The organism is Haloferax sulfurifontis (genome assembly GCF_014635105.1).
GTDB classification, from domain to species: domain Archaea; phylum Halobacteriota; class Halobacteria; order Halobacteriales; family Haloferacaceae; genus Haloferax; species Haloferax denitrificans.
In genome coordinates, this window is the sequence record NZ_BMCI01000001.1 from 80,043 (window position 1) to 99,290 (window position 19,248).

Annotated in this window: 18 protein-coding genes and 3 tRNA genes; 13 read left to right on the forward strand and 8 right to left on the reverse strand. The window is 65.2% G+C overall.

What is annotated here, in order from left to right; translation table 11 throughout:
* Positions 1–142: 142 nt before the first annotated feature.
* Positions 143–1,516: an MgtC/SapB family protein gene (locus IEV64_RS00410; protein WP_007273266.1), complete on the reverse strand. Its 1,374-nt coding sequence runs from the start codon at positions 1,514–1,516 to the stop codon at positions 143–145.
* Between the two features lie 584 nt (positions 1,517–2,100).
* Between IEV64_RS00410 and IEV64_RS00415 the strand changes: the two genes are divergently transcribed.
* Entirely contained in the window at positions 2,101–3,492 is a 1,392-nt protein-coding gene (locus IEV64_RS00415; protein WP_188422884.1) for an ATP-binding protein, read from the forward strand.
* A gap of 50 nt (positions 3,493–3,542) precedes the next feature.
* On the opposite strand, the gene IEV64_RS00420 is transcribed toward IEV64_RS00415, so the two are convergent.
* The 4 genes from IEV64_RS00420 to IEV64_RS00435 all read right to left on the reverse strand — a co-directional run bounded on the left by IEV64_RS00420 (position 3,543) and on the right by IEV64_RS00435 (position 7,876).
* Positions 3,543–3,617, reverse strand: a tRNA-Glu gene (locus IEV64_RS00420).
* Between the two features lie 86 nt (positions 3,618–3,703).
* Positions 3,704–5,683, reverse strand: coding sequence for a 3-hydroxyacyl-CoA dehydrogenase/enoyl-CoA hydratase family protein (locus IEV64_RS00425; protein WP_188422885.1), 1,980 nt, complete (start codon positions 5,681–5,683; stop codon positions 3,704–3,706).
* Positions 5,684–5,824: 141 nt separating this feature from the next.
* Entirely contained in the window at positions 5,825–6,406 is a 582-nt protein-coding gene (locus tag IEV64_RS00430; RefSeq protein ID WP_007273263.1) for a DNA-3-methyladenine glycosylase family protein, read from the reverse strand.
* A gap of 108 nt (positions 6,407–6,514) precedes the next feature.
* A complete protein-coding gene (locus IEV64_RS00435) occupies positions 6,515–7,876 on the reverse strand; it encodes a putative ATP-dependent zinc protease (protein WP_007273262.1) in 1,362 nt (453 codons plus the stop codon).
* A gap of 131 nt (positions 7,877–8,007) precedes the next feature.
* Here IEV64_RS00435 and IEV64_RS00440 point away from each other — a divergent pair, with 131 nt between their 5' ends.
* The 7 genes from IEV64_RS00440 (at position 8,008) to IEV64_RS00470 (ending at position 13,406) form a co-directional block, all read left to right on the forward strand.
* Positions 8,008–9,033, forward strand: coding sequence for a succinylglutamate desuccinylase/aspartoacylase family protein (locus tag IEV64_RS00440; RefSeq protein ID WP_004969332.1), 1,026 nt, complete (start codon positions 8,008–8,010; stop codon positions 9,031–9,033).
* A gap of 111 nt (positions 9,034–9,144) precedes the next feature.
* Positions 9,145–9,540, forward strand: coding sequence for a succinate dehydrogenase, cytochrome b556 subunit (sdhC, locus tag IEV64_RS00445; RefSeq protein WP_004969333.1), 396 nt, complete (start codon positions 9,145–9,147; stop codon positions 9,538–9,540).
* Entirely contained in the window at positions 9,540–9,911 is a 372-nt protein-coding gene (locus tag IEV64_RS00450; RefSeq protein WP_004969334.1) for a succinate dehydrogenase hydrophobic membrane anchor subunit, read from the forward strand. The genes sdhC and IEV64_RS00450 overlap by 1 nt, the downstream gene beginning before the upstream one ends.
* On the forward strand, positions 9,911–10,792 hold the full coding sequence (locus IEV64_RS00455; RefSeq protein ID WP_004969335.1) for a succinate dehydrogenase/fumarate reductase iron-sulfur subunit: 882 nt from the start codon (positions 9,911–9,913) through the stop codon (positions 10,790–10,792). The genes IEV64_RS00450 and IEV64_RS00455 overlap by 1 nt, the downstream gene beginning before the upstream one ends.
* Before the next feature lie 55 nt (positions 10,793–10,847).
* On the forward strand, positions 10,848–12,695 hold the full coding sequence (locus tag IEV64_RS00460; RefSeq protein ID WP_007273261.1) for an FAD-binding protein: 1,848 nt from the start codon (positions 10,848–10,850) through the stop codon (positions 12,693–12,695).
* A gap of 159 nt (positions 12,696–12,854) precedes the next feature.
* Positions 12,855–12,952: transfer RNA gene (locus IEV64_RS00465), tRNA-OTHER, on the forward strand.
* A gap of 235 nt (positions 12,953–13,187) precedes the next feature.
* Entirely contained in the window at positions 13,188–13,406 is a 219-nt protein-coding gene (locus tag IEV64_RS00470; RefSeq protein WP_004969337.1) for a helix-turn-helix domain-containing protein, read from the forward strand.
* A gap of 12 nt (positions 13,407–13,418) precedes the next feature.
* Here IEV64_RS00470 and IEV64_RS20070 read toward each other — a convergent pair whose 3' ends face one another.
* Positions 13,419–13,577 (reverse strand): DUF7563 family protein, encoded by a 159-nt coding sequence (locus IEV64_RS20070; RefSeq protein WP_004969338.1) that lies wholly within the window; start codon positions 13,575–13,577, stop codon positions 13,419–13,421.
* A gap of 276 nt (positions 13,578–13,853) precedes the next feature.
* Here IEV64_RS20070 and IEV64_RS00475 point away from each other — a divergent pair, with 276 nt between their 5' ends.
* Positions 13,854–14,273 (forward strand): DUF8133 family membrane protein, encoded by a 420-nt coding sequence (locus IEV64_RS00475; protein WP_004969339.1) that lies wholly within the window; start codon positions 13,854–13,856, stop codon positions 14,271–14,273.
* Positions 14,274–14,352: 79 nt separating this feature from the next.
* Here IEV64_RS00475 and IEV64_RS00480 read toward each other — a convergent pair.
* Together IEV64_RS00480 and IEV64_RS00485 are read right to left on the reverse strand one after the other, a co-directional pair.
* A tRNA-Thr gene (locus IEV64_RS00480) sits at positions 14,353–14,426 on the reverse strand.
* Positions 14,427–14,437: 11 nt separating this feature from the next.
* On the reverse strand, positions 14,438–14,995 hold the full coding sequence (locus IEV64_RS00485) for a GNAT family N-acetyltransferase (RefSeq protein WP_007273260.1): 558 nt from the start codon (positions 14,993–14,995) through the stop codon (positions 14,438–14,440).
* A 328-nt stretch (positions 14,996–15,323) separates the two neighbouring features.
* Between IEV64_RS00485 and IEV64_RS00490 the strand changes: the two genes are divergently transcribed.
* Genes IEV64_RS00490 through IEV64_RS00505 form a run of 4 tightly spaced genes read left to right on the forward strand, consistent with a single transcriptional unit; the run spans position 15,324 to position 19,240 of the window.
* Positions 15,324–16,262, forward strand: a complete 939-nt coding sequence (locus IEV64_RS00490) for a branched-chain amino acid ABC transporter permease (protein WP_007273259.1) — start codon at positions 15,324–15,326, stop codon at positions 16,260–16,262.
* On the forward strand, positions 16,259–17,626 hold the full coding sequence (locus IEV64_RS00495) for a branched-chain amino acid ABC transporter permease (RefSeq protein ID WP_007273258.1): 1,368 nt from the start codon (positions 16,259–16,261) through the stop codon (positions 17,624–17,626). Before IEV64_RS00490 ends, IEV64_RS00495 begins: the two co-directional genes overlap by 4 nt.
* Entirely contained in the window at positions 17,619–18,482 is an 864-nt protein-coding gene (locus IEV64_RS00500; protein WP_007273257.1) for an ABC transporter ATP-binding protein, read from the forward strand. The genes IEV64_RS00495 and IEV64_RS00500 overlap by 8 nt, the downstream gene beginning before the upstream one ends.
* A complete protein-coding gene (locus IEV64_RS00505; protein WP_004969344.1) occupies positions 18,479–19,240 on the forward strand; it encodes an ABC transporter ATP-binding protein in 762 nt (253 codons plus the stop codon). Before IEV64_RS00500 ends, IEV64_RS00505 begins: the two co-directional genes overlap by 4 nt.
* Positions 19,241–19,248: the final 8 nt, after the last annotated feature.

Below are 19,248 nucleotides of genomic sequence, written 5' to 3' on the forward strand. Positions count from 1 at the left end.
TCGAGTATCATCGCTTGTTGGACGTGGAGCGACGATAGCCCTCGGCGTACCTCAAGCCATCGGCTCGCCCGGCGACCGGTCGGCGCGCCGCTCACACGCCCGCGTCAGGCGTCGGTTGCACGCCCGTGTCGATGCCGACCGCTCAGGGCTGAACGCCGACGGTGGTGACGATGACGACCCCGACGAGGCCGGCGGCCACGAGGAGCGCGCTCCGGCGGGCCACCGGCCCGAGGAGTTTCCGGTCGACGCTGGCCGCGAGCGCGACCTTGACCGCGATGCTCGCGGCGGTGCCGGCGAGGACCCCGACGACGGCGGTCGTCTCACCGATGGTACCGCCGCTGTAGAGCGTGACGGCGGTCGTGACGACCGACCCGCTCGACACGAGCCCGCCGAGGAAGCTCGTCACGACGAACCCGGTCGCGCCGAAGTACTCCTGTGCCGCCGCGGAGGCGAGCAGGACGAGGAGGAAGAAAACGCCGAACCGAAGGGCGCTTTCGAGGCTGAACGGCGACTCGAACGCCACGTCGAGGTCGACGTCCCATTCGAGGGAATACAGCGCGTAGCTCACCCCGACGAGCACGATGAGTCCGAGGGGGACGCCCACCTCGACCGCGAGTTCCGGGACGAACACGGCGACGAGCGAGAGGTTCCGAAGCGCCATCGCCGCGTCGGCCATCAGAATCGCGCCGGCCGCGAGCGGCCGAATCGACGGGTTTCGAGTGGTCCGACCGGATATCTCGCCGATGACGGCCGTCGAGTTCACCAGCCCGCCGAAAAAGCCCGTGATGGCGATGCCCCGCTCGCCGTACCGCCGGATGATGACGTAGTTGACGAAGCCGATGGCGCTCACCGCGACGACGAGTAGCCAGACGGTCCGGGGGCTGACGGCGTCCCACGGGCCGACCTGCCCCTCGGGGAGCAACGGGTAGACGACGAACGCGATGATGGCGAACTCGACGGCGCTTCGGACCTCGTCCGTCGTCAGTCGCCGCGCGAACCCGTGGAGTTCGCGCCGCAGGACCAACAGGAGCGACGAGGTGAGCGCGACGACGACCCCCTCGATGACGAAGCCGCTTACGACCGCCGCGCCGACCGCGTAGGCGACCAGAAGCGACGTGGACGTGGTGAGAGAGAGGCTCACGCCGCGGTCGTCTACCCGGGGGACTCCGGCGTCGTCGCGGCGGGCGTCGTTGGCTTCGGTGTCGGTACCGGTGGTGAAACCCGCGTCGGGTTCGGCGTCGCCGTCGCCATGCCGAACGTTCGTCCGATGTTCGAACAGCCCGCGACTCCCGAGCAACACCGCCTGCGCGACGACCAACAGCCCGCCGACCGCGAGGAGGATGTCGCTCCCGACCGCGACGGCGATGCCGCCGAGGAGGCTCATCAGCGTGAACGTCCGAACGCCGGCGCTCTTTTTCGACCGCTCGCGCTCCAAGCCGAGGAACATCCCCAACGCCGCCGCGACGAACAGGCGGGCGACCACGGGGTCGAGTTGCGAGACGAACTCTTCGAGCATCACCGACTCCTCGTCTCGGGACGGTCGGGTTCCATGCTATCGTCCATATTTTAATTGCCATCGTTAAAAACGTGCAAGCTAATCGGGTCGGTCCGCGGGCGACGGGTCGGTCGGGGACGTGCAACGCAGTCGTTCACTCTCCGAAGATAGTTCAGCAGGGGGCTGATCAGTCAGGGAGTTGAACGCCACCCGCAACACGTTGCTCGCTAGTTCAAATCCCCTCTGCTCCGATCTCTCTTCGTCACGTTGTTTCCCAGAGAAGTGCTCGGGAGGGGATTTGAACCTCTGTCCTCGGCTCGAAAGGGCTCCCTCGTTCGCCGGGAACTCTCCCACACCGAGTGCACCCACTTCCGCGCAACCGCGGTTTCCGGCCGCCTGACTAGACGCGCGCGGGCCACCTACTCAACTCACCAGACGCTTGTCCACCGGCCAAGTTCGATTCGGCGGTATTTCGGTGTTGCCAGACGAACGACTGCTACTCCGACGCGCATCGAAGTACACAGCCTACGTATGATACTTCAAAGTATCATACTCTAAAGTACGATAACGACAAGAATTATCATGTGCGACATCGTGAGCCGGGTATGGACAGGTTCGTGGATCGAACCGAGGAACTCCTCCGACTTCGCTCACTGTACGAGTCCGAGTCCGCGGAACTCGCCGTCGTGTTCGGTCGGCGGCGACTCGGAAAGACGGCGCTGGTCAAGCACTCGCTCCAGGAGTACGACGACGCTGTCGTCTACCAGGCGCGACAGAAGACGCGCGCACTGCAACTCGAACAGTTCGTCGAGGTCGCCGCGGACACCTACCCGGGCGTCACGCGCATTCGTGACGACTGGGAGTACGTTCTCGGCTATTTGGCAGACCAAGACGCGACCGTCGTCCTCGACGAATTCCCGTATCTCGTAGCGCAAGACGAGAGTCTGCCGTCAGTCCTGCAAGCTCTGTTCGACCACGAACTCGATGACTCGGCGGCGACGTTCGTGCTCGTCGGGTCGTCGATAAGTATGATGGAAGAGGCGGCGTTGCTCGGGAACAGTCCGCTGTACGGTCGGTCATCTCTCAAACTCGACATCAGACAGCTTCCGTTCGACGCCGCAATGGAGTTCTTCGACGATGCCTACACACCGGCGGAACAAGTGCTGACGTGGAGCGTGTTTGGCGGCGTTCCGTACTACCTCGAAGAAGTCCTCCCCGACGCAACACTCGCTGAGAACGTTCACCGAACGATTCTGTCTCGACACGGCACTCTCCACGACGAACCGGATTACGTGCTCCGAACGGAACTCACCGAGCCGACCCGCTACTTCTCCATCCTCGAATCTATCGCGGGTGGGAACACGAGCCGAAACGAGATTGCAGGTACCACCGGGATCGACTACAATCAGTTGTCGAAGTACCTGAATCGTCTGTCCCGGCTCCGACTCGTCGATCAACACGTCCCAGTTACCGAGCAGAAAACCCGCAGTAAACGGAGTCGGTACCGTATTCGAGACCCATTCTTCCGCTTCTGGTTCAATTTCGTGTACGGGTCGGGCGAGCAGTACGGCGCACTCGGCGAAGACGCGTTCGAGGCGCTCATCGAACCGGAGCTTCCGAACTTCGCGTCCGGGTCGTTCGAAGAGCTCTGCGGTGGCGCGCTCCGGACGTTGTACCCGCAATACACGATTTCCGACGTCGGTCAGTGGTGGTACAATGAGCACGAGATCGACGTGGTCGGCCTCACGACCGGTGACACACTACTCGTCGGCGAGTGCAAGTTTCAGCAGTCACCACTCGGGTACGGTGCGCTCGCGTCTCTGGAACGACACACCGAAGAGCTCCGCTGGACGCCGGACAGCGGTGGTCCTCGTGAAGAAGTCTACGCGCTCTTCTCGCGGAGCGGGTTCAAAGCATCCGTCGAGGAAGCAGCTGCGGAACGAGACGACTTGCGACTGTTCACGGTCGAAGACGTCGTCGAAGCACTTGGGTCATAGCCAGAACCGAGAGACACGGAGACCTCTCGGAGGATTGTGTTCGTGAGAAGTGCTCGGTCAGGGATTTGAACCCTGGTCCTCGGCTCGAAAGGCCAAGATGATTGGCCGGACTACACCAACCGAGCGTCTGCATTCACGAGTGGTCGTTGGACTATTTTAAGCGTTGCGTTCCATCGCGGGTGAGTGAGAGGAACCCACCCACGACGGCCGATTACTCGCCCGTGAACTCGGGGTCGCGGTCGCTCGTGAAGGCGGCGACTCCCTCCATCAGGTCAGTGGTCGTGAACACCAGTCCGAACGCCTGTGATTCGACTTCGAGACCGGCGTCGCTGTCTTCCCACGCGCTGTGCATGGCGCGTTTGGTGAGTCGCTGGGCGACGGGCGGTCCCTGTGCGAACTGTTTGGCGTACTCGAACGCGTCGGTCTCGAAGTTCTCGCTCTCGAACAGTTCGTTGACGAAGCCGTAGTCGGCCATCGTCTCGGCGTCGTACCGGTCGGCGGTGAAGATGATCTCCTTCGCTCGACCCGTGCCGACGATGCGCTGGAGTCGGACGGTGCCGCCCCACCCGGGGACGAGACCGAGGTTGTGTTCCGGTTGGCCGAACTCGGAGCGTTTCGTGGCGATTCGGAGGTCGGCGCACATGGTGAGTTCCATGCCGCCGCCCAGACAGAAGCCGTCGATGGCGGCGACGACGGGCATATCGCTCGCTTCGAGTTTGCCGAACGTCTGTTGGCCCGTCCGGGAGAGTTCGGTGCCGGTCAGGGCGTCGGGGCCGCTCGCGGCGATACTGGTCACGTCCGCACCGGCGGAGAAGGCGCGTTCGCCGGCCCCCGTGAGGAGGACGGCGCGAACGTCGTCGTCGTCGGAAAACAGGTCGATGGCTGTCGACAGCTCCTCGATGAGCTCCGTGCTGATGGTGTTGAGTCGGTGCGGGCGGTCGAGCGTGATGTGGCCGACGCCCTCGCGCACGTCAACCGAGATGGTGTCGAACGCGGGGGCGTCGTCGGACCCCTCGTCGCCGTCGCCGTAGAAGCCCTCGCCGGACTGGGCGAGGTCGCGGAGGTACGCGACCGCCTCGTAGCGCGCTTCGCCGGTCTCGTCGTGCAGGTCGTCGAGCGCGTCGACGAGGGGGGCGATACCGGCGCTGTCGGCCATCTTCGCCGGGCCGTCGGGGAAGCGTCCGCCGAGTTTGACCGCGCGGTCGATGGCGGCTGGGTCGGCCACGTCGTTTTCGACGAGGCCCGCGACCTCGTTCGCCATGACGCCCAGCAGGCGGTTTTTGACCCCCTCGCTCCCCTCGTCGTGGGGGACCTCAGCGCCCTCGCCGTCCTCGTAGTCGTAGAAGCCCTGCCCGGTCTTCTGGCCGAGGTCGCCCGCCTCGACTTTCTCGGAGAGGAGCGGACAGGGTTCGTAGGCGTCGCCGAGCACCTCGTGCATGTATTCGAGGACGTGGAAGCCCACGTCGATGCCGACGTAGTCGGCGAGTTCGAAACTCCCCATCGGGAGGCCCATGTCGTACTTCGTCGTGGAGTCGACTTCGGCCATCGTCGCGTCGCCGGCGTGGACGATCCACGCGGCCTCGTTCATCAGCGGGACGAGGATGCGGTTCACGATGAAGCCGGGGCTGTCCTTGCGGACGCGGACGGGCGTCTTGCCCATCGACTCGGCGAGGTCTTCGACGAGGTCGAGCGTCTCGTCGTCGGTGTGCGCGCCGGAGATGACTTCGACGAGGTCCATGCGGACCGGCGGGTTGAAAAAGTGCATCCCGCAGAAGCGCTCGGGTCGCTCCGTCACCTCGGAGAGTTCGGTGATAGAGAGACTGGAGGTGTTGGTGGCGAAAACTGTGTGGTCGGGGGCGTGTTCCTCCAACTCGGTGTACACCTCCTTTTTAATCGACATTTTTTCCGGGACGGCCTCGATGACTACGTCGGCGTCGGCGACGGCGTCGGCGAGGTCGACCGCGGTCGACACGCGGGCGAGCGCCGCGTCGGCGTCCTCCTGCGAGAGTCGGTCCTTCTCGGCGAGTTTGTTCAGCGACCACTCGATTTTGTCGTAGCCCTGCTGGACGAACTCGTCTTCGATGTCGCGCAGGACGACGTCGTAGCCGGCGAGCGCCGCGACCTCCGCGATGCCGTGGCCCATGTTGCCCGCTCCGAGAACGGTGATACTGTCGACGTCATCTACGTTCATGGAAGAACGTTATACTGCGTCGCGGTTTCAACGTTTCCCTCGTCTGAGATGTAAACGTAAGCACTGTTTATTCCCCCGCCGAACAACATCGCCGCAGTCAGTCGATTAACTGGGTCAGTTCGGCTTTCCACCCATTCGCCGTTAGTCCACGCACCGCCAGAGATACCGGCTGGCGTAGCTCCGATACGGTGCCCATCGCTCGGCGCGCTCGCGCATCTCGCCGCGGGAGACGGCGTCGCGCTCGAAGCCGAAGACGTGCTCCATGCCGCGTCGAATCCCGAGGTCTTCGACCGGGAACACGTCCTCGCGGGCGAGCACGAAGATGAGAAACATCTTCGCGGTCCAGTCGCCGACGCCGCGAATCTCTGTGAGCGCCGCGACGACCTCGTCGTCGTTCATCGCCCGAAGCGATTCGGCCGACAGGCCGTCTCGGAACGCGTCGGCGACGTTGCGGACGTAACCGACCTTCTGGTTCGAGAGGCCGCAGTCGCGGAGGACGGCCTCGTCGGCGGCGAGTATGCCCTCGGGGGTGACTTCGACGCGGTCGAACAAGCGGTCCCGAATCGTCGCCGCCGCGGTCGTCGAGAGCTGTTGGTTGACAATCGAGACGACCAGTCGCTCGAAGGGGTCGTCGGCGGGGTCGAGCGAGAGCGGGCCGTGCTCTTCGACCACGTCGCCGAGATGCGGGTCGGCCCGGAGTTCGCGGTAGGCGTCGTCGCTCATCGACTCGTGGTTGGGCCGTCGGGGAGAAAAGTGCGCGTTTCTCGGGGGCGGTCGCGGGCACGCGCGACCGAGGCGAATGCGTCGGGCGCGGTCGCGCCGGCGGCCGACTTACTCTTCGAGGAGTTCCTCTTCCTCGTCGTCGCTGTCGTTGCGGTCGGCGTTGGCGCGGCGGCGCACGTCCACGCGGTAGTGTTCGAGGATGTCGCGCCCGAGGAGAAGCGGGTAGTCCATGTGCGAGCGGTCCTCGACGCTGGCGGTCACGGTGTGCTGGGTGCCGCCGATACCGATGACGAGGTCGACCACGGGGCGGGCCTTCCCGCTCTTGAGGCTCCCGGACTTCACGCGCGTCATGCTCTTGATGGGCCCCGCGCCGATTTCGGCGGCGAGGCTCGTGTCGATGCTCGTCCGGGTCGCGCCGGTGTCCGACTTGGCGAGGGTCTGCTGGGAGCCGCTGGTCCCGTTGACGACGACCTCCTCGATGTAGCCGATGATGGGCGCTTCGCCGTCGAAAATGGGCGACTCGTTGGGGGCACACGAGGGGACGGAGTCGTCGAGCGTCGCCGACAGTTCCTCGACGCGCGTCTCGTCGACCTCGCCGCCCGCGCGCTCGATTGCGAGCTTGGCGATGTGCGGGGCGGGGCTCTTGCCCGTCGCCTGATACAGACCTTTGAAGCCGGCGGTCGGGTTGGCTTCGAGGACGAACCAGCCGTCTTCGCCCTCGACGAGGTCGACGCCGACGTAGTCCATCTCCATCACTTCGGCCGTGTAGAGCGCCGTTTCCCGCGCTTCCTCGGGCATCTCGTCGGTCGCGTTGAGCACGTCGCCGCCGAGAGCGACGTTGGTCCGCCAGTCACCCTCCGGGGCGTAGCGGTACATCGCGCCAATGATTTCGCCGTCGACGATGTAGACCCGCAGGTCGCGGTGGCGGTCGCCGTCGCGGTCGATGAGCTTCTGGAGGAACGCCTGCCGGTTGCCGACCTTCGGGTTGACGGGCTCGGTCAGGTCGACCTTCCACGTCCCGCCGCCGTGGGTACCGATGGCGGACTTGTAGACGCCGACGTCGCCGAAGCGCTCGCGGCCCTTGTTGAGCCGGTCGTTCGAGAGCGCGAGGAGCGCGTCGGGCACCTGGATGTTCCAGTTGGCGAGCGTCGCGGCGGTGGCGAACTTGTGGATGGCCGCGAGGACCGCGTTCGGCTCGTTGAGCATCGGCCGGATGCGGTTGAACGTCGTCGCCAGCCCGAGCAGTTCCGCGGGTTCCTCGGTGTTCGACAGGAGCAGTCGGTTCGCGATGATGTCCACCTCAGGCTCGACTGTCACCTCGCCGTCTTCGATGCTGACCGCCGCGTTCTCCCGACGGAGCCACACCGGCTCGTGACCGAGGTCTTCGACCGCGTTGAGGATTGCCTTCGTCTCCTTGCTGTTGTGCAGAGAAAGCACGCCGACACGCACGGCGTCGTCTGTGGTGGACATACTCAGTTGATGTCCTCCGGGTTTCAAAGGCATGACGGTCGAGAACCGGAGGCCCCCGGTTCGCAACTGCGAGGGCGGCGTCGGGCGGTCCGTCGCGACCGTTTATAACCCCGGCCCTCCCATCGCATCACATGGCCGACAACGAGGCCTTCACCTACAACGGCGGGAAGGTCGAGCCGGGCGAGACACAGGACATCCGGTACGGCATCTCCGAGACGTATCTCGGCGACCCGGTTCGTATCCCCGTCACCATCATCAACGGGGAGCGGGCGGGGCCGACCGTGTTCCTCTCCGCCGCCGCCCACGGCGACGAACTGAACGGTATCGAGGTCGTCCGCGAGGTGGCCTACGAGTGGGACCTCGCGGACCTCGCGGGCACGCTCGTCTGCATGCCGGTGATGAACGTCCCCGCCTTTCTCGCTCAACAGCGGTACCTCCCCATCTACGACCGCGACCTGAACCGGTCGTTCCCCGGGTCCGAGACCTCGACGGGGGCAAAGCGGATGGCCCACCGCATCTACCAGAACTTCATCGCGCCCTGCGACCTCGGCATCGACTTCCACACGTCGACGCGGGGGCGGACCAACATGCTCCACGTCCGCGCGGACATGTCCGACCCCGCGGTCGCGCGCCTCGCCAACGCCTTCGGCTCGCACGTCATCATCGACAGTTCCGGGTCCAGCGGGATGCTCCGCACCGAGTCGTCGGCGAGCGGAACGCCGGCCATCACCGTCGAGATGGGCGAGGCCCACCGCTTCCAGCGCGAACTCATCGACGAGGCGCTCGCGGGCGTCGAGAGCGTCTTCGCCGAGTACGGCCTCCGGGAGACCTCGACGGTCAACTGGCCGGGCTGGCGGACCGTCATCTCGGACGAAAACGAAAAGACGTGGCTCCGCGCCGACGCGGGCGGCATCGTCGACATGCACCACGACCGCGGCGCGCTCGTCCACGAGGGCGACCGCATCTGCACGATTACGAACCCGTTCAAGGACGACAACGTGACCGTCGTCGCCCCCTTCACGGGCCTGCTCGTCGGCGTCCTCGAAAACCCGGTCGTCTACCCCGGCAACCCGCTTTGCCACCTCGTCGAACTGAAGGACAAGGTGCGGCGCGTCGTCGAGCGCGAGCAGTCCGGCGCTCCCGAAGCGACGCGCTGAGACCGGCCGCCCCGACCCGAGACAGCCGTGGGGCCGGCGATTTTTGCCGACCCTCACGAAACTCCATACACGTAAGTTCTATACCCTCCCCTTCCCGACACTCACAGGAGCATGAGTCAGTCTTACAATCGGGGCCTCATCGAGGACTTCAGCAGATGGCGGGAGTTCTCGGCCGGCATGTGGGCCTGGATATTCCACAAGTTCACCGGCTGGGTGCTTGTGGGCTATCTCTTCACCCACATCGCCGTGTTGTCGACGGCCCTCTCGGGCGCGGCGGCGTACACGAACACGATTCAGGCGCTGGAGAGCCTCCTGGTCGTGCGTATTCTCGAAGTCGGACTGCTCGCGGTGGCGGTGTTCCACATCCTCAACGGACTGCGACTGCTGTTCGTCGACCTGGGCGTCGGGCTGGAAGCGCAGGACAGGAGCTTCTACGCGTCGCTCATCCTCACGGGTGTCATCGTCGTCGCGAGCGTCCCCACGTTCCTCTCGGGGGTGAGCATCTGATGGCGGAGCGATACACGTCCTTCGAGCCCGGCGGCCGGCGGTGGCTCTGGCAACGGTTGACCGCCGCGTTCCTCGTCGTGGTGCTGGCGTTCCACTTCTTCCTGCTCCACTTCCTCAACCACGCCGACGAAGTGACGTTCGCGCTCTCGCAGGCGCGCATGGAGCAGTTGACGTACTTCTCGCTGATGATCCTGTTCCTCGTCACCGCGACGTTCCACGGGGTCAACGGCGTCTACAACGCCCTCGTCAACCAGGGCCTCTCGGGCACCCGGAAGACGGCGGTCAAGGCGATTCTCGGTCTCGCGAGCGTCCTCCTCATCGTGCAGGGCGTCCGCACGGCCCTCGCGTGGGCCGGAGGTGTTCCCATCTAATGAGCACGCAAGTTCCCGAATCAGTCGAAGAGGAATCGGCCACCGAAACCGCGTCCGCCGGCAAGCAGAAGCGCGACGCGAAAAAGCGCGAGCGCGCCGAGCGCGTCCAAGAACAGCGCGAGGCCGAGGCGGCCGAGAAAGCGCGTTCCGCGGACGACACCTACCACCTCAAGGTCTTCCGCTACGACCCCGAGGTGCCGGAGAAACAGGAGCCCCGCTTCGACGACTTCCACGTCCCGTACAAACAGGGGATGACGGTCCTCGACGCGCTGATGTGGGCGCGGGACCACTACGACTCCTCGCTGACCTTCCGGCACTCCTGCCGGCAGGCCATCTGCGGGTCCGACGCGCTGTTCGTCAACGGTTCGCAACGACTCGGCTGTAAGACCCAGTTGTCGGACCTCTCGGAGCCGATTCGAGTCGAACCGCTCCCGCACTCCGACGTGGTCAAGGACCTCGTCGTCGACATGGAGCACTTCTACGACCAGATGGAGTCCGTCGAGCCGTACTTCCAGACGAACTCGCTTCCGGACGGCGAACTCGACGAGCAACGCCAGACGCGCGAGAACCGCGAGAAGGTCAAGATGTCCACCCGTTGCATCTGGTGTAGCGCGTGTATGTCCTCGTGTAACATCGCCGCCGGCGACAACGAGTACCTCGGTCCCGCGGCCATCAACAAGGCCTACCGCTTCGCCATGGACGAACGCGAGGGCGAGGACATGAAACAGCGCCGCCTCGAAATCCTCGAACAGGAACACGGCGTCTGGCGCTGTCAGACGCAGTTCTCCTGTACCGAGGTGTGCCCGAAGGACATCCCCCTCACGGAGCACATCCAGGAGCTCAAGCGCGAGGCGATTAAGAACAACCTGAAGTTCTGGTGAACTTCCCGGTGAAACCCTGAAGTTCGACCAACCCTACGACACACCCAAACACACCATGTACGAACACGACGTTATCGTAGTCGGCGCGGGCGGGGCGGGCCTGCGCGCGGCGATTGCGGCACACGAGGAAGGAGCCGACGTGGCCATCGTGTCGAAGCTCCACCCGGTCCGAAGTCACACGGGCGCGGCGGAGGGCGGCATCAACGCCGCGCTCCGCGAAGGCGACTCGTGGGAGGACCACGCCTACGACACGATGAAGGGCTCGGACTATCTCGCCGACGCGCCGGCGGCCGAGACCCTCTGTAAGGACAGTCCGAAAGAGACCATCAAGCTCGAACACTGGGGAATGGCGTTCTCCCGGGACGACGACGGCCGCGTCAGCCAGCGGCCGTTCGGCGGGCTCTCGTTCCCGCGGACCACCTACGCGGGCGCGGAGACGGGCCACCAGTTGCTCCACACGATGTACGAGCAGCTCGTCAAACGCGGCATCAAGGTGTACGACGAGTGGCACGTCACCCGGCTGGCCGTCTCCGACGAGGAGACGCCGGAGGACCGAACCTGCCACGGCATCGTCGCCTACGACGTCCAGACCGGACAGGTCGAGGGCTTCCGCGCCCGCAACGGCGTCATCCTCGCCACCGGCGGTCTCGGACAGGTCTACGACCACACGACGAACGCGGTCGCCAACACCGGCGACGGCGTCGCGATGGCCTACCGCGCGGGCGCGCCGATGGAGGACATGGAGTTCATCCAGTTCCACCCGACGACGCTCCCCTCGACGGGCGTCCTCATCACCGAGGGCGTTCGCGGCGAGGGCGGCATCCTCTACAACGAAAACGGCGAGCGCTTCATGTTCGAGTACGGCTACGCGAACAACCTCGGCGAACTCGCCTCCCGCGACGTGGTCTCCCGCGCCGAACTCACGGAGGTCAACGAGGGCCGCGGCATCGAAGACGAGTACGTCCACCTCGACATGCGCCACCTCGGCGAGGAGCGCATCATCGACCGCCTCGAGAACATCGTCCACCTCTCGGAGGACTTCGAGGGCGTCAACCCGCTCGACGCGCCGATGCCGGTCAAGCCCGGCCAGCACTACGCGATGGGCGGCATCGAGACCGACGAGAACGGCGAGACGTGCATCTCCGGCCTGTACGCGGCCGGCGAGTGCGCCTGCGCCTCCGTCCACGGCGGCAACCGCCTCGGCGGCAACGCGCTCCCCGAACTCATCGTCTTCGGCAAGCGCGCCGGCCACCACGCCGCGGGCAAGGACATGGAGGACGCTAGAATCACGACCGGCAAGGAAGGCGAGTACGAACTCGGCGAGGTCGACTCGCCGGTCGAACTCGGCGAAGCGGGCATCGGCGAGGACGCCGTCGCGGACGGCGGGACGGCCGCCGACGCCGGCGCGTCCGTCTCCGGGACCGACCTCGTCCAGCGCGCCGTCGAAGACGAGCGCGAGACCATCGAGACGCTCCTGGAGCGAGACGACGGCATCCAGCAGGCCGAGATTCGCGAGCGCGTCCAGAAGTCGATGACGCGCAACGTGAACGTCTTCCGCGAGGAGTCGGCGCTCAAGGACGCGCTCCGCGACCTCCGCGAGGCGCGCGAACTCTACCAGCAGGTGTTCGTGGCCGACAAGTCGCGGACGTTCAACACGGACCTCCTGCAGACGCTGGAGATGCGCAACATCCTTGACATCGCGGAGGCAATCACGCTCGGCGCGCTCGCGCGCAACGAGTTCCGCGGTGCCCACTGGCGCAAGGAGTACCAAGAGCGCCGCGACGAGGAGTGGCTCAAGCACACGATGCTCTCGTGGAACGACGGCCGCCCGGAACTCTGGTACAAGCCGGTCATCCTCGAAGGCGAGAACAAGACCTACGAGCCGAAGGTCCGGAGCTACTGAGTCGACTCCGACCGCGCCGGTCGCGTCGTCGCAGGCGACATTTCTTTCGACGCCGCCAGCCGCCCAGCGGCGCATCGACGGGCGCTCGACCCGCCGAACCGCGTGCCCGTGACCGAACCCACCAACGGCTATTTGCCCGCTCGACACCTACGCCCGGCCGGAAGGGTGGCTCAGTGGTAGAGCACACCGGCACAGGCCCTCGCGGTCGGACCGGTGGTTTTCAATGGCTTCGCGTGGTTCGACTCCCGCCCCTTCCGTCTCGAAACCGCGACGCCCGGAGCGTTCGGGACTCGACGACCCGCGACTCGCGCTCTTCGACTGTCGTCGAAGTCGGAGGCGTCGAACGCCGGGTTTCGTGCGATGTACGTTCGTGACGAATTCGACGATTCTCCCGAATTCGAGACGTTCGACGCCTCATTCCCGGCCCCCGTTCTTCGACGATTGTTGTAAGAGAGTTTTATTATCGTCGAAGCAAAGAGGATGACAACGACCATGCAACAGACGGTTCCGACCATCGAAGTCCCCGGCGAACTCGAATCGCCCTCGGCCAAACTCGTGTACCTCTATCTCACCACGCACGACGGCGCGTCCATCACCGACCTGCAAAACGGGCTGGAGATGAAGAAAATCGCTCTCTACAGCATTCTCAGCACGCTCTCGAAGCGCGGCTTCGTCCGACAGGACGCCGAGCACTACCACGTCGCGCAGTAACGGCTCGGACCGTTAGTGATTTCTCGGTGAGCGGGCCGCCCGCACCTGTGCGCCGTCGCGGACCATATCCTCGCAGTTCGGACAGACGCGCGGGTCCTCCATGCCATCGGGGGTGAAGACTCGAGCGTATGCGGGCGTCACGAACGAACCACAGTTCTGACATTCCGGCATGGTAACTAGTATCCTCCATGAATATCACATAAGTTTTCTCCCTACACGAGTGCGAGAAGCAAGCCGACGAGGAGGAGCGCGAAGAGGAGGAGCGTCACGGCGAGCATGAACTGGTCGGTCGCGTGCATACCGAACGAGACGCTCCGGGTGAAGATAAAATCCCGTCTCGACGGCGGTCCAGCGCCGCGCAGGGCGGCGTTCTCTAATTTTCTCCCGCGATAACGAGGGGGGTAGAACTAAATTCCCCGCACTCGTCGGGCCCGTAACGGTCCTCCAATGGAGTTCGTGTACGCGCTGTCTGGGTTGTTCGCCGGGCTCTTTCTCGGAGCGGTGGCTGTCGTCACCGCCCTCACGTACACGCCCTACGGCGCGTCGCTGTTCGACACCGCGATAACGGCGCTGACCGGCGTCACGCTCCAACTGGGAAACCTCCTTTTCATCTCGGCGCTCACCGCCCTCGCGTTCGAGGCGCTGGCGATGCTCGGGGTTCGGTATCCGGTCGTCGTCCCCGCGGCGTTCGCGTACGTGTTGACTCACGTCACGGTCTACTACTCGTGTATCCGCATCACGGACCTCCAGTCGGAGCCGCTCGACCCCGACGTTATCATCAAGCATAACCCGTTCCGCGCGCTCGTCCTCGGCGTTCCGGGGTCCCTTCTCCTCATTCGCGTGCGGTCGCCCGCCCGCCGGAACTGACGGCGCGCGTCGAGGCACCGACTGCGACGGTGGCTGGGTGACGACGAGACTCGGGAAGAACGAACGAAACGCCGAAAGAAGCCAGGAGTGGGATTCGAACCCACGAAGTCTCGATTACAAGTCGAGTGCATGAACCGCCCATGCTCTCCTGGCGCGTCTGTCGATTACCCGTCCTCCTTTGAGTGTGTATCGCTTCGCATCGATTTCTCCAGTTCGACGCGGTGGGGTCGATAGCCGTGTCGTCGGTAGAACCGACGGGCGGCGTCGTTGGCCGCCAGCACGTCCAGCGCGACGGTGTCGGCTCCAGCCGCTCCGAGGGCGTTCTCCGCGGCCTCCAGCAGTCGCGTGCCCACGCCGGCGTCTCGGGACGACGGGCGAACGAACAGGTTCCGAATCATCCCGCGGGTCACGTCCTGTTCGTACGCCCCCGCCTCGATGTCGAACATGACGAAGCCGACGAGGCCGCCCGCGCCCGCGGCCTCCGTGTCGCTTCCGGCCCCTGTCTCACCCTCCGTGCCACCCTCCGTACCGCCCGCCGAATCGCCTTCGCGGGCGACGAGCACCCCGTCGGCGGCGACGTGCCGAGCCAGCGCCTCCCGAATCGGCGTCCGGTTGGCGTCGGCGCGGAGGTGCGACCCGAACGCCCGCTGGTCCGCGGCGAGTTCGACCCACAGGTCGGCGAGGTCGTCGAGGTCCGAAAACGCCGCCGAACTGACGCGCATGGGGTCTGTCGTGGCTCTATCCGCATTTAAGTGTCGCCGATTCGACTCCAAATCGGGGAATCGCATTCCTGCGGGATGCCGAGTAGGGTCAGTAAAGACGACCGATGGGGAAAGATTTATCTATGTTTATGGTCCGCACATATCATGAGGATAGTTATCAATGGGTATTGCCGAAACCTACTCCCGTGGAAGGCAGTTCGCCATCGAGCGTCCGTTCGCGCTCGTCTTGGCGGTCATCGTAGTCGTACTACTCGGTGACTTACTTCGCGGGTTAGCAACGGGGCAGACGCAGTTTGCCGACATTGGCACGCTCGTCTGGGATGGTCTGATGCGGGGGCTCGTAATCGGCCTCGCGGGCATCGGGTTGTCGATGACGTACAGTATTCTAAACTTCGCTAATTTCTCGCACGGCGACTACATCACGGCCGGTGCGTTCTCGGGGTGGGCGACGACGTACCTCATCGCCGGGTTGGGCCGCGCCGATATCGGCGCGCTCCTGCTCGTCGGGGCCGGGGGGTCGGTCTACGGTGGGACGCTCGGTATCGGGGTACTCTCGACGCCGCTGGCGGTCGTCGCCGGCATCGTCGTCTCCGGCGCCTTCTCCATCGCGCTGTCGCTCGCGGTCGACCGAACCATCTTCAGGCCGATTCGAAACGAGGACGGCATCACGCTTCTCATCACGAGCGTCGGCGTCGCGTTCGCGCTCCGCTACCTGATGCAGTTCGTCTTCGGTTCCGACGTTCGCGGCACGACCGCCCAGCCGCCCTCGGTATCGCTGTACTTCATCGACGGCACGGTCTTCATCAACGCCCACGACATCACGCTCCTCGTCGTCGCCTCGGCGCTGATGCTCGGGGTTCACGTCCTCTTACAGCGGACGAAACTCGGGAAGGCGATGCGCGCGATGGCCGACAACAAGGACCTCGCGCTCATCACCGGTATCTCCACCGAGCGCGTCGTCCGCGCGACGTGGATTATCGGCGGCGGACTGACCGGCGTCGCTGGGTACATGTTCATCCTCTGGAAGGGGACACTCGGGTTCAACGACGGGTGGCTCCTGTTGCTTCTCATCTTCGCCGCGGTCATCCTCGGCGGCATCGGCTCCATCTACGGGGCCATCGCCGGTGGCCTCGTCATCGGGCTGACGGCGTCCATGTCGGTCCTGTGGATTCCCTCGGCGTTCTCGCGGGCCGCCGCCTTCGTCGTCATGATCGTCATCCTGCTCGTGAAACCGTCCGGGCTGTTCAGCGGGAGGGCGACCGCATGAGCGTCCGCGACGACTTCACCGACCGCATTCCGGGCGGCGACGCGGGCCTCATCGTGCTGGTCCTCCTCGCGACGTACCTCGCGTACGTCCTCGCCGGGTTCGTCCTCGGCTACACGCTCCGCGGACAGCTCAACTCCATCGCGACGCTGACGTTCTACATCGGCGTCTTCGCCATGCTGTCGCTCGCGCTCAACCTCCATTGGGGGTACACCGGGCTGTTCAACATCGGCATCGTCGGCTTCATGGCCGTCGGCGTCTACGTCACGGCAATCGTGACGAAACCGACGTACGTCGCCGGCGGCGCGGCGCAGGTCGGCGGTCTCGGTCTCCCGCTTTGGGTCGGCATCCTCGCCGGGATGCTCGCGGCCGCGCTGTTGGGGCTCGTGGTCGCGCTCCCGGCGCTCCGGTTGCGGGCCGACTACTTGGCTATCGTCACCATCGCCATGTCGGAAATCGTCCGGTTCAGCTTCCTCTCGGGCGAACTCCAGCAGTTCCAGCTGTTCGGCAACCGCGTCGGCTTCGGCGGCGGGTCGGGACTCATCCTCGACTTCGCCCCGCCGCTTGAGGCGTTGCTCCGCGGCGTCGGCCTCTGGGACGCGTACCTCGGCTTCGTCGACGCCTTCCAAGTGGTGGTGCCGAGGAACCCCAAGCCGGTCGTCGACGGCCTCATCTACGGGCTGTTGCTCCTCGGCTTCGTCGCGGCGTTCTACTGGTTACTCAAGCGCACCGGCGAGTCGCCGTTCGGCCGCGTGCTGAAGGCCATCCGCGAGGACGAGGACGTGGCGAACGCCCTCGGCAAAAACACGGACCGGTTCAAAATCAAGTCGTTCATGCTCGGCTGTGCGCTGATGGGGCTCGCCGGCATCCTCTGGCTCGTCCCGCAGGGCGCGGTGACGCCGAACTTCTTCCGGCCGCGCGTGACGTTCTTCGTCTGGATTGCCCTCATCATCGGCGGGGCCGGCTCGAACACGGGGAGCGTCCTCGGCGGGGCCGTCTTCGCGGCGGTGCTCTATCAGGGGCCGCGGTACTTCCAGAACCTCGTGACGGCGGTGTTCCCCAACCTCGACTCGCCGTCCGGCTTCGGACAGGCCATCTCGCCGCTCATCTCGCAGTTCGACCCCGTGCCGTTCCTCCTGTACACGGTCGACAGCATCCGACAGCTCCAACTGGTCGTGATGGGCCTCGTGCTCATCTGGCTGATGCACAACCGGCCGGAGGGGATGCTCGGCTACCGCAAGGAGACGGCGTCGGTCATCCCGCTGTCGCGGCCGAAGTCGATGACCGCCGACGGCGGGGACGACGATTCGGTCCGCACCGACGGCGGTGTCGACGCCGCGGCCGAAGGGGGTGAGACCGATGAGTGACGCCGCCGACCAGCCCGTCGAAGACGTGGCGAACAAGGTCGACGAGGGGGCGCTCGGCGCGTTCGCCTCCGGGGTCGACACGTCGGTCGACTACCCGCTTCAGGTCGAGGGACTGGAGAAGTCCTTCGGCGGCATCACCGCCGTCGACGGCGCGACCTTCGAGGTCGAATCCGGGACGCTCACGGGCCTCATCGGCCCGAACGGGGCCGGCAAGTCGACGACGTTCAACCTCATCACGGGCATGCTCAAGCCCGACGCCGGCACGGTCACGTTCAACGGCGAGGACATCACCGGCGAGGAGCCGCACCAAATCGCCAACCGCGGGATGGTCCGGACGTTCCAAATCGCCCGCGAACTGAGCGAGATGACCGTCCTCGAAAACATGATGCTCGCGCCGAAACACCAGCGGGGCGAGACGCTGTGGCGCTCGGTCATGCCGGGCGTCCGCGACGACGTCCGCGAACAGGAAGAGGAACTGCTCGAACGCGTCTGGGAGGTGCTCGACTTCTTCGACATCGCCCACATCGCAGAGGAGTACGCGGGCAACCTCTCGGGCGGCCAGCGCAAACTCCTCGAAATGGCGCGGGCGCTTCTGACCGACCCCGACATGCTACTCTTGGACGAACCGTTCGCCGGGGTCAACCCCACGCTCGAGAAGAAGCTACTCGAACACGTACACGAACTCCGCGAGCAGGGCTACACGTTCCTGCTCGTCGAACACGACATGGACCTCATCATGAACAACTGTGAACACGTCATCGTCCTCCACCAGGGCTCGGTGCTCACCGAGGGGACGCCAGACGAGATTCGGAGCAACGAAGAGGTCATCGAGGCCTACCTCGGAGGCAACGTATGAGCGTCGACGCCAACACCGACGCGACGAGCGGCGCGGGCGTCGAGGGCCGCGACGACGTGCTCCTGCGCGTCCGCAACCTCGACGCCGGCTACGGCGACCTCCAGATTCTCACCGACGTCGACATGGACGTGTTCGACGGCGAGTACGTCACCATCGTCGGGCCGAACGGGGCCGGCAAATCGACGACGATGAAGTCCGTCTTCGGACTGACCGTCCACATGGGGGGCAACGTCCGGTTCAAAGACGAGGACATCACCGGCCGCCGGCCCGAGGACATCATCCACGTCGGCATCGGCTACGTCCCGCAGAACGACAACGTCTTCCCGACGCTGACGGTCGAAGAGAACCTCGAAATGGGCGCGTACATCCTCGACGAGGTACCGAAGGACGCCATGGAGGCGGTCTACGAGCGGTTCCCCATCCTCAGAGAGCGGAAAGACCAGAAGGCGGGCACCATGTCCGGCGGGCAACAGCAGATGCTCGCGATGGGTCGCGCGCTCATGCTCGACCCCGACCTCCTGCTCTTAGACGAGCCGTCGGCGGGCCTCGCGCCCGACCTCGTCGAGGAGATGTTCGACAAAATCGACGAAATCAACGAGGCCGGCACGGCCATCCTGATGGTCGAACAGAACGCCAAGGAGGCGCTCCGGCGCTGTGACCGCGGCTACGTCCTCGCCAACGGACAGAACCGCTACATGGACACCGGGACGGCGCTCCTCGAAGACGAACAGGTCCGGCAGGACTTCCTCGGCGGATAGCCCGCCTC

Coding starts and splice junctions, on each gene's coding strand:
- IEV64_RS00425 (WP_188422885.1), bottom strand. CDS start 5,683: ATGAACGTAGATGACGTCGACAGTATCACCGTTCTCGGAGCGGGCAAC.
- IEV64_RS00450 (WP_004969334.1), top strand. CDS start 9,540: ATGGCGGAGCGATACACGTCCTTCGAGCCCGGCGGCCGGCGGTGGCTC.
- IEV64_RS20070 (WP_004969338.1), bottom strand. CDS start 13,577: ATGCCGGAATGTCAGAACTGTGGTTCGTTCGTGACGCCCGCATACGCT.
- IEV64_RS00500 (WP_007273257.1), top strand. CDS start 17,619: ATGAGTGACGCCGCCGACCAGCCCGTCGAAGACGTGGCGAACAAGGTC.
- sdhC (WP_004969333.1), top strand. CDS start 9,145: ATGAGTCAGTCTTACAATCGGGGCCTCATCGAGGACTTCAGCAGATGG.
- IEV64_RS00415 (WP_188422884.1), top strand. CDS start 2,101: ATGGACAGGTTCGTGGATCGAACCGAGGAACTCCTCCGACTTCGCTCA.
- IEV64_RS00505 (WP_004969344.1), top strand. CDS start 18,479: ATGAGCGTCGACGCCAACACCGACGCGACGAGCGGCGCGGGCGTCGAG.
- IEV64_RS00440 (WP_004969332.1), top strand. CDS start 8,008: ATGGCCGACAACGAGGCCTTCACCTACAACGGCGGGAAGGTCGAGCCG.
- IEV64_RS00430 (WP_007273263.1), bottom strand. CDS start 6,406: ATGAGCGACGACGCCTACCGCGAACTCCGGGCCGACCCGCATCTCGGC.
- IEV64_RS00490 (WP_007273259.1), top strand. CDS start 15,324: ATGCGGGGGCTCGTAATCGGCCTCGCGGGCATCGGGTTGTCGATGACG.
- IEV64_RS00410 (WP_007273266.1), bottom strand. CDS start 1,516: ATGCTCGAAGAGTTCGTCTCGCAACTCGACCCCGTGGTCGCCCGCCTG.
- IEV64_RS00485 (WP_007273260.1), bottom strand. CDS start 14,995: ATGCGCGTCAGTTCGGCGGCGTTTTCGGACCTCGACGACCTCGCCGAC.
- IEV64_RS00460 (WP_007273261.1), top strand. CDS start 10,848: ATGTACGAACACGACGTTATCGTAGTCGGCGCGGGCGGGGCGGGCCTG.
- IEV64_RS00475 (WP_004969339.1), top strand. CDS start 13,854: ATGGAGTTCGTGTACGCGCTGTCTGGGTTGTTCGCCGGGCTCTTTCTC.
- IEV64_RS00470 (WP_004969337.1), top strand. CDS start 13,188: ATGCAACAGACGGTTCCGACCATCGAAGTCCCCGGCGAACTCGAATCG.
- IEV64_RS00435 (WP_007273262.1), bottom strand. CDS start 7,876: ATGTCCACCACAGACGACGCCGTGCGTGTCGGCGTGCTTTCTCTGCAC.
- IEV64_RS00455 (WP_004969335.1), top strand. CDS start 9,911: ATGAGCACGCAAGTTCCCGAATCAGTCGAAGAGGAATCGGCCACCGAA.
- IEV64_RS00495 (WP_007273258.1), top strand. CDS start 16,259: ATGAGCGTCCGCGACGACTTCACCGACCGCATTCCGGGCGGCGACGCG.